Origin of the sequence: Paraburkholderia solitsugae (assembly GCF_013177695.1) — a bacterium.
Taxonomy (GTDB): domain Bacteria; phylum Pseudomonadota; class Gammaproteobacteria; order Burkholderiales; family Burkholderiaceae; genus Paraburkholderia; species Paraburkholderia solitsugae.
In genome coordinates this window covers 1-8,893 of record NZ_WOEY01000194.1, presented here as the reverse complement: position 1 = coordinate 8,893, position 8,893 = coordinate 1, and the positions used below count along the sequence as shown (strand labels likewise).

Genomic DNA, 8,893 nt, shown 5'->3' with positions numbered 1-8,893 from the left:
CTGGGAGCGCTCCACTGTTTGGGCCATCCTTCGCAATCCTGCCTATCGTGGAATGGCCTGCTTCGGCAAGACCCAACAGGCCGCGCGAGAACGCACCAACAACCGGACGTTGCGCCAGCGCGGCGGCCTGCCGGCCCGCAACAGTGCCAATCACGAACTGCCGCGTGATCAATGGATCGAAATTCCGGTTCCTGCCCTGATCGATCCGGATACGTTTGCCCTGGCGCAGGAGCGCCTGGAAAGCAACAGGAAGCACGCTTCGCGTCGAACGCTCGAACCCAGCATTCTCCAGGGCCTTGTGCACTGCCGCCAGTGCGGCTACGCCTTGTACCGGACCTCGACACGCAGTAGCGCGCGCAAGATCTCCTACTACCGCTGCCTGGGTGCTGACGCCTGGCGCTACGACGGCCACGCCAGGTGTGAGCAGCGCCCCATCCGGCTGGATCTGCTGGAGCACATCGTGTGGTCCGAAATTGTGCGCCTGCTGGAGGATCCCGCGCTCATCCAGACCGAATTGAATCGGCGCCTTGAGACGGCGCGCAATTCAAGTCCGGCCAAGCGGCAGCAGGACCGCATCACGCAGGATCTGGCGCAGGCGCAGAAACGTATGGACCGATTGCTCACCGCGTACCAGGAGGACCTGCTTTCTCTGAACGAGTTGCGGCGGCGCATGCCTGCGCTGCGGCAACGCGAGCAGAGTCTTCAGGAGGAACTGCGCGGGCTCAGTGCCCAGTTGGTCGACCAGGCGGCTTACCTACGCCTGGCGGAAACGCTAACGGCGTTCCTGGGGCGTTTGCGTAGCAGTGCCGCCACCCTCGATGTTCAGGACCGTCAGCGCATCACAAGACTGCTCGTCAAGGAGGTGGTGGTTGCCGATGACAGCATCACCATTCGCCATTCGATTCCCACCGCCACGCGATCGGCCGGCGGAAACGGAGGGTCGTCCCGCCTGCCCGAATCTCCGCACGGCGCTCACGCCGACCAAAGTTATCTTTTGCGTCCATGGCGTGATGACACCACCCTGCGGCGTCCCCCGTGTTCGCGCCAACATTGTTCCGTCCAGCATTTGCACTGGCGCCTTCAGCCAGCGTTCGATGTACATCACGACCCAGCGGTCCTGAGTGTGATGTCGCACCGCCTTTAGTAGCAAAGCGTGGTCGATGTTATCAAAGAAGCCCTTGATATCAATCTCGACAGCCCATGCAAACTTCCAGCAGCGCTTTCTCGCCTGCGCAATAGCATGGTGTGCGGATTTTCCCGGTCGATAGCCATACGAGTCTTCATGGAACATGGGTTCCAGAACAGGCTCGAGCACTTGCTTGACGACCATCTGGGCGATTCTGTCCGACACGGTAGGTATACCGAGCGGGCGCACCCCGCCATCAGATTTGGGAATTTCCACACGCCGAACCGCTGGCGGCATATAGCTTCCAGAGGCAAGCCTGTTCCACAGCTTGTAGAGATTGTCCACGACATTCTCGTCAAACTCAGTCAAGGTCTGCCCGTCAACTCCTGCCGCCCCGCGATTTGCTTTAACCCGTTTATAGGCTTCCCATACCTGTCGTTTGCATATGGGAAGCGGCTTTGCCGATGCCGCAGCAGTCCTCCCGCTGGCGTTGCCGCCCGCGGTTGCTGCCGCGTGATCAGCACAATGGGGCAAGCCCTTCGCTCCAGATCCATTACGATCCTTCATCGCTACTACGACTTGCTCCGCCCCTGTACCCCGTATTGGTACTCTCGCGCTCATGGGGCCTCCACTTGCGCTTCTCCCTTGACATCGGGGTGACAGGTTCCCACGTTCCCCACAAGAGCCTGGATCGACTTCACGCCGCTTTCATGCCGGATGCCGCGCAGGCAGTAAGCAGGTCGCCCCCCGCGCTTATCCCATGGGAACGACTCCACCATGGTTTCGACATCGTGTATACGCTTTCGACACATCATCAACGGTTCACTTTCGTTCGTCTCTTCGATCCGTACCTGATCGGGTCTAGCCCGACCTTTTCCCATCTCGCTCACCACCACGTCTCTTTAACGCAGCAGCAGTGGGTGGTTTGGTGCCTGCGCCTGTACGCCGACACCGAGGGGCCAACCCTCATCTCTCATGCAGCATGGCGTTCCAAGAGTTTCCCCTCGTCACGCCTTCGTGGCACACAGTCGTCCGCATACCTGTTGACGTTGACTTTGAACTTTCGGCGCGCGCGTGGCGTCGGCCCTACGCTGGCATCTACTGCCGCTTCAAGTCCGTCCAACGTCATGTTCGCGATGACGGGTGAGATGATGCCCCCTTGCGGAGTTCCCGCCTCGGTCGCGAACAGGGTACCTTTATCGATAAATCCGGCCTTAAGCCATCGCCGCAGGACCACCTTATCCATTGGTATATGTTTGAGGATCCAGTCGTGGCTAAAATTATCGAAACAGCCACGGATGTCGCCCTCTAAAACCCACTCTGGTGACTTGCGCTTAGCCAGCGTGGTAAAACAATATTCAATGGCGTCGGCAGTCGAACGTTTGGGGCGAAACCCGTACGAGTTTGGATCCGCCAGGCTTTCCGCAATGGGCTCCAAGGCGAGCTTCCATAGCGCCTGCATTGATCTGCATAGCATGCGGGGAATTCCTAGCGGACGCTTCTTGCCGTTGCTCTTGGGGATGTAGATACGTCGAAGCGGCAACGCTCGGTAACTGCGGTGTTGCATCGCCTCCACCCCTTTCCATTTGGCCGCCGGAGTTGGCCAAGTCTTGCCGTCAACGCCCGGCGTTCTCTTGCCGCGATTCTCTGTCACTCGTTTCACGGCTAGCATTTTGCCGCTATGCGAGCGGGTCAGCAGACGCTGCAGGGCACTTACTTTGCCCCATCTGCCTTCCTTGGTTGCCTGGGCGATACGCGCCTGGAGTCGTTTCACCTCATCTGTGATGCGAGGCCAATCAGCCTGAAGCCACATCTCAGCGGGGCGCGAGGACGCACCAGCATCGATCGCCTCTGCTTGTGCAGTGCCACCGATTGCCGTCATCTGCCTTCCCTCGTATAACGATTAATCAAGTTCTCTCGCCATGAATGACCACGCGGAAGTCTGCCCGCTTTCGCGTCCGACCATGCAGCAGCCGGTATCCTCCCCATTACAGGAAGGCGTTCGCTTTTTCCGCAATCCCTTACCCGCAGTGCCAACAGCGTTCCTTGCGGTTCGCCTGCCGTTGCCGGCAGCACTACGGGCTTATCCTGTTCCGCATGAATTTCAGAGCGGGACGGACCCCTCCTATCCGCCGGCGGCGCAATGTCCATGCTGACCCAGCACACAGAGGCCAGACCTTGCCGCGCGCCATTTTGGCTCAAGCCTGTCAGCACATTTGGCTTGTCAATGATGACGACGTTTAATAGAGGTTCACGTATGTTGGTCGTTACCGCTCGTTCCTAGTCCCTCACCGCACTTGTGCTGGCAGATTCCGCTTTCCCTCACGGGTCCGCGTACCGATACAGATCGGTGGTTACATTGTCCCCGGAGCTTCACACCGAGCCGTTACCGGCTCCGCATGTCTGGGTAGGAAACGGCTGATGGAACAGCCGGTTCGATCACAACGGATCACGTTGAGTCGAACAGAAATTCAAGCGACTTGCAGGTCGCACATGCGCTTTCATCCCGAAGTACCATTGATTTCCCTTCTTCGTCTGGTGCATTTCCGGGTCGCGCGTACCTGAGGCGTTCTTCGTCGAGTTGGGCGCAGAAATCAATGTGGCGTCGACTACCGACCCGGCCTTGAGCATCAGACCTTTCCCGCTCAGGATCTCATTGACCAGCGCGAGCATCTGCACAGCCAGACCGTGCGCTTCGAGCAGGTGGCGAAACCGGAGGATCGTGCTCTCGTCCGGCAATCGCGTCATGCCGCCGTCCAGCCCCGAGAAGTCGCGATACAGCGGCACGTCATAGAGCGCTTCTTCCATCGCCGGGTCTGACAGACCAAACCACTGCTGCATAAAATGGATCTGCAGCATCGTGGCAATCGGAAATGGCGGCCGTCCCGTTTTACCCTTCGGATAGTGCGGCTCAATCAGGGCAATCAGCCGCGACCACGGCACCACGCGCCTCATTTCTTCGAGAAATTCCCGCTTGCGCGTGCGTTTCGTTGACAGATCCAGACCAAGGCCAAGTTGTGCCATCACGTCACCCCTTAAATTCTCCTGCTCCCAGGATAGTCCACGCTCACGTCAATGCCAGGACTTTTGCAGACTTTCCCTAGTGGTTGAATAAGAGCATTTAGCCGAGACTCACCGCATTTGAACGCAGCCGCCATAAGACAGATCCGAAAGTAAAAATTCTATGCGAGATGCATTGAGTGCGTTTTCCAATGCCTCAGTCTTAAGGATTAACAGTAGGAAAAGGCGATGAAAGTGATTATCTACAACGAATGGGAACACCCGCTTCGCGTCATCGTGGATAACGATAAGATCAACGATTCACAGATTGAAGCCGGGGCGACCAGTGGAACTAGATGCGTCCAGGGGGAGTTATTGAACTGCAAGAGCTTGAAATCAGCGGTGACGAATTCTGACTCGCGGCACGATACACCCCTACACGCGTGACGACCGTTATCTGCGCCATTCAGTAGTTTCAGCCGCGCACATGTCAGCGCCTTCACCTAGGCGATGCGCTGAGAATACCGGATGAGTTTGAGCGTGCAGCTGGGCGCCCCACGCGGCTAGCGGCCGCCAGTGCCCCCTGACGCCGAAAAATGAAACAGCGATAAGCGTAACGATAGCTGTTGATGTGCCGAGTTTCGGACGAGCGTCGGCAATAGCGCACGATTTGATGAACTACCGCTTCGGCGCGCGCAGCGCCGCCGGAAGAATGACGGCCTTGTCACTCACGCGAATGTGCGAGAACACTGATTCCAGATGCACCACTACCGCGACTGTGCGAGGGACCCGCTTAAAAATTAGCGGTTTGAGCCGCTTTCTTTTGCCTACTTTTCTTTGCGGCAGGCAAAGAAAAGTAGGTGCCCGCCCCGCACAGGGGCGACGCTAATAATCCAATATCAAATCAAGGAAAGGCCAACGCCATAGGCACACAGAAACAAGCGCCGCGCAGGCAAAAGCCAAGCAAAGCCCAACGCCGTAGGCATACAGACAAACAAAGCGCCGCACGGCAAAGAAAACCCCACTATCCCAAACCAAGATTATTAAACTACCCTCTATCGAGATATCGAATACCCAAACCCCCAAGCGCCGCAGGCAAAACGAAACACCATGCCCGACACAACTCTGGATCTAAACCTGATCCCCTACCTGGTAGCAATGGAAGACACGCGTAATGTCAGCCGCGCAGCGGAACAACTCGGCGTCAGCCAACCCCGCGTCAGCACCGCGCTAGGCCGTCTGCGGGAATACTTCGACGATCCACTCTTCGTTCGAACATCAAAGGGCATGGAGCCCACACCCCGCGCGCTCGCCATCCTCCCCGCCGCCCGCGACGCGCTTCTGCGTATCGAGAAAGGCATGCTGGACGTGCAGGACTTCGATCCGGTCACAAGCACCCATACCTTCTCCCTCGCGCTCTCCGATGTCGGCGAAATCGTCTTCCTCCCACGCCTCCTGCAACTCTTCGCCGAACGCGCGCCGCATGCGAATCTGCGCTCCGTGTCGCTCCCACCCTCGCACGTGGAACGTGGACTCGAATCGGGCGACGTCGATCTCGCCATCGGCTATTTCCCCGATCTGTCTGGCAATAACTTCTTCCAGCAACGGCTCTTCACCCATCGATTCATCTGTCTGATGCGCACAGGGCACCCGCTTTCGAAGGCACCGCTCACCCTGCCTCAGTACGTGGCGTCGGGCCACGCAGTCGTGCGCGCCGAAGGACGCAGCCAGGAAGTTCTCGAACACTACCTGGAAAAGAAACGTATCAAGCGCCGCGCCGTGCTCGAAACGCCACACTTCATGAGCCTGCCGTTCATCCTCGCACGCACCGATCTCCTCGCGACAGTGCCCCACGCAATCGGCTTCGCATACGTGTCGGAGCATGCGTCGATCACGCTGGTCGAGCCGCCGCTGCCGTTGCCGCGCTTCGATCTGCGGCAGCACTGGCATCGCAAGTTTCATAACGATCCGCGCGGGAGCTGGCTGCGCAGTATCGTCACCGAACTCTTCAACGACGATAAGGACGAGTGGCCGAAGTAAGCATGCGTCCCAGTCGTGAAAAGGGACATCGACGCCACGCGACGCAAAACATGGAACAATGGCCGCACTCATTGACCCCGCGCGCTCCATTTAGCGTCGACGCGCGATCCCGGAGGAGCGACGGATGGCCAGCAGCAAAGCAAAGAAAACCAAACCCGCGGCCGCAGTTGACCGCCCCAGCCGCGAAGAAGCTGAAGCAGCGGTACGCGTGCTGCTGCGTTGGGCCGGCGATAATCCCGAGCGCGAAGGCCTGCTGGATACGCCATCTCGCGTGGTGCGCTCCTACGAGGAGTTTTACGCAGGTTATCAGATCGATCCGCGCGAGATCCTCGCCCGCACCTTCTCCGAAGTGGACGGCTACGACGAAATGATTGTGCTGAAAGATATCCGCTTCGAAAGCTATTGCGAACACCACATGGTGCCGATCATCGGGCGGGCGCACGTTGCCTATCTGCCTGGGCATCGGGTGGTCGGGATTTCAAAGCTGGCGCGCCTCGTCGATGCGTTCGCCAAGCGTCTGCAGATCCAGGAAAAGATGACGGTGCAGATTGCCGATACGTTGAACGACGTGCTGCAACCGGCAGGCGTCGGCGTGATCCTCGAAGCCGCGCATCAATGCATGTCCACGCGGGGCGTGCACAAGGCCGGTGTCACGATGGTCACCTCGCGCATGCTGGGCACGTTCCGCACCGATCCGTCGACGCGGCGCGAGTTTCTGTCGATCGTGGGTAATCCCGGTGTGGTGGCGGTCGCCAATACCTGAATAGCGATCCGGTCGCGCCGCAGATCAGGCTGCGACGCTGGCCGCCTCCTCAGGCCGTGCTGCGCGCCATACGCATCTGGCCGAAGGTGGCCAGCAACACCGCGCCAAGCACGCATGCGACACCCGCAAGCTGCGCCGCGCTCACCGGCTCCCGCAACACGACAGCGGCCAACGCCACCGCGCTTACCGGCACGAGCGCGGTCATGAGTCCGGCTTCCGCGCCGCTGATGCGCGCAGCGCCCGCATACCAGAGAACGAATCCCACCACGGTCGGCACGAGCGCGTAGTACAGCACACCGGTCAAGGCGCTGGCATCGAACGGCACGTTCCAGGGGCTTTCGAAGCATGCCGGCACGATCGCTACCGCGAAACCGATGCCGCACATCAACGCCGACAGCGGCAGCGGCGCGACCGGCGTGCGCAACTTGCGATTAAGCAGGATGAAGAGTGCCTCGCAGACGATCGCCGCGAACACCAGGGCGTTACCTGCCAGCGAACTGGCCGCATGCGGTGCGGTGAAATCGTCGAAACGCACGGTACACACCAGCACGCCCAAGGTGGCCAGGACAATCGCACCGATCAACGCAGGCGCGGGGCGCTCGCCCAGCGCGAGCATCGCCACCACGGCTGACACAGCCGGCAAGGTGCCCGCAATCACTCCGGCATCGGCGGCCGATGCGAGCTTCATACCGCTAATCAGCAACACCGTATAACCGACGCTGCCCGCCCCAGCCTGAGCGATCACGAGCCACGTATCGTGACGATCGAGACGGGGCCAGCGCACGCCACGCCAGCGCATCACCAGCACGAACAGGGGAAACGCGATGACAAAACGCAATGCGGTCGCGCTGAACGGCGGCAATCCGCTCGCGATCGATTTGCTGACGACAACCGTGCTGCCGACTCCGATCATTGCCAACGCGCAAAACACATATCCGACATATCGTGAATTCATGCTGCAGTCCTGTTACTTTGAACGAGCAGCCAGATTAGGCGCGGCCCACGCGCGCGGTCTTGAACGAAATTGCAGGGAAAGCGCCCGCTAACGGGTCGCGGTGTACCGCCAGTTTCACGAAACACGGGTGCGAATCCGGCTGACGGTCGAGTGGGACCGGCGGGCGCCGCAGTCTGGCCCATCGGGTATCCTGATCGACATAGCATGCCGCGCGAGACACGACCAAACGAACCCATCGCATGAGCAGACAAACGCCCGAGGAACACACTTTGCATCCCAGCAAAACCCGCTCCCCCCGCAGCGCGCCCCAACCGCAATAACAGGAGTCCCGCAATTGGTCGAGTTTCCGTCGTCGGCGGTTTCAACCTGGGGCAGCACAGTCGTATTCGTCAACGTGCTGTTGACCCGCCTCGGCCTGCCGATCCCCGCGGTCCCCATGCTCCTCTTCGCGGGCTCGGCGATTGCCGCCGGCACGCTGTCTTTCTGGCCGATCCTGTTCGCCGCCGTGCTCGGCGCGGTCATCGGCGACGGTGCATGGTTCACGGCCGGGCGGATCTACGGCCGCAAACTGATCGCAGTGCTGGGCCGGATCTCCCCGGCGGTTGATGCCAGGGTCCACAAGGCTCGCCTGCTATTCGAGCGCTTCGGCGTCGCGCTCGTGTCGATCTCGAAGTTCGTCCCCGGACTGGGCCTCATCACCCCGCCGCTCATGGGCACGACGGCCGTCGATGCCCGCATCTACGCTGCCTGGGATCTCGCCGGCGCGCTGGCGTGGGCCACCTTCTGGCTGCTCGGCGGCGCTGCAGCGGAAAAGGAGTTGCATATGCTGCTCGCCTTCGTCAAAGCACGCGGCGGCACCGTGATCGACATCCTGCTGGCCGCGGCGTTGGCCTATCTGGTGTACCGCCTGCTGCAGCGACGCCGCGAACGACGCCGTTTCGCGGACGCCGCCTCCGCTGCTGCGTCGCAAGCGAGACCCCGTGGATGGCCCCGCGTCACGCCCCCCAAG

7 protein-coding genes and 2 pseudogenes are annotated in these 8,893 nt (G+C 60.3%); 5 read left to right on the top strand and 4 right to left on the bottom strand.

Features of this window, described 5'->3' with window-relative positions; translation table 11 throughout:
- Window positions 1-52: 52 nt before the first annotated feature.
- Window positions 53-415 (top strand): annotated as a pseudogene (locus GNZ12_RS44920) (zinc ribbon domain-containing protein); the annotation flags it as partial.
- 357 nt (window positions 416-772) lie between these two features.
- Here the strand turns inward: GNZ12_RS44920 and GNZ12_RS45455 are convergent.
- The 3 genes and pseudogenes from GNZ12_RS45455 to GNZ12_RS43765 all read right to left on the bottom strand — a co-directional run.
- Window positions 773-1,423: a reverse transcriptase domain-containing protein gene (locus GNZ12_RS45455; protein ID WP_235994102.1), complete on the bottom strand. Its 651-nt coding sequence runs from the start codon at window positions 1,421-1,423 to the stop codon at window positions 773-775.
- Between the two features lie 676 nt (window positions 1,424-2,099).
- Window positions 2,100-3,008 (bottom strand): reverse transcriptase N-terminal domain-containing protein, encoded by a 909-nt coding sequence (locus tag GNZ12_RS43770; protein ID WP_172319203.1) that lies wholly within the window; start codon window positions 3,006-3,008, stop codon window positions 2,100-2,102.
- A 608-nt stretch (window positions 3,009-3,616) separates the two neighbouring features.
- A pseudogene (locus GNZ12_RS43765) lies at window positions 3,617-4,150 on the bottom strand (IS5 family transposase); the annotation flags it as partial.
- Window positions 4,151-4,375: 225 nt separating this feature from the next.
- On the opposite strand from GNZ12_RS43765, the gene GNZ12_RS43760 reads away from it, so the two are divergent.
- The 3 genes from GNZ12_RS43760 (at window position 4,376) to folE (ending at window position 6,929) form a co-directional block, all read left to right on the top strand.
- Complete coding sequence (locus GNZ12_RS43760; RefSeq protein ID WP_172318667.1) at window positions 4,376-4,573, top strand: hypothetical protein; 198 nt, start codon at window positions 4,376-4,378, stop codon at window positions 4,571-4,573.
- Between the two features lie 663 nt (window positions 4,574-5,236).
- A complete protein-coding gene (locus GNZ12_RS43755; RefSeq protein WP_172319202.1) occupies window positions 5,237-6,166 on the top strand; it encodes a LysR family transcriptional regulator in 930 nt (309 codons plus the stop codon).
- Window positions 6,167-6,290: 124 nt separating this feature from the next.
- Window positions 6,291-6,929 carry a GTP cyclohydrolase I FolE gene (gene folE, locus GNZ12_RS43750; RefSeq protein WP_172319201.1) on the top strand — a complete coding sequence of 213 codons (639 nt, stop codon included), beginning with the start codon at window positions 6,291-6,293 and terminating at the stop codon, window positions 6,927-6,929.
- Window positions 6,930-6,978: 49 nt separating this feature from the next.
- Here folE and GNZ12_RS43745 read toward each other — a convergent pair whose 3' ends face one another.
- Window positions 6,979-7,884, bottom strand: a complete 906-nt coding sequence (locus tag GNZ12_RS43745; protein WP_172319200.1) for a DMT family transporter — start codon at window positions 7,882-7,884, stop codon at window positions 6,979-6,981.
- 334 nt (window positions 7,885-8,218) lie between these two features.
- Here GNZ12_RS43745 and GNZ12_RS43740 point away from each other — a divergent pair.
- On the top strand, window positions 8,219-8,893 hold a 675-nt coding region (locus GNZ12_RS43740; protein WP_172319199.1), incomplete at its 3' end, for a DedA family protein.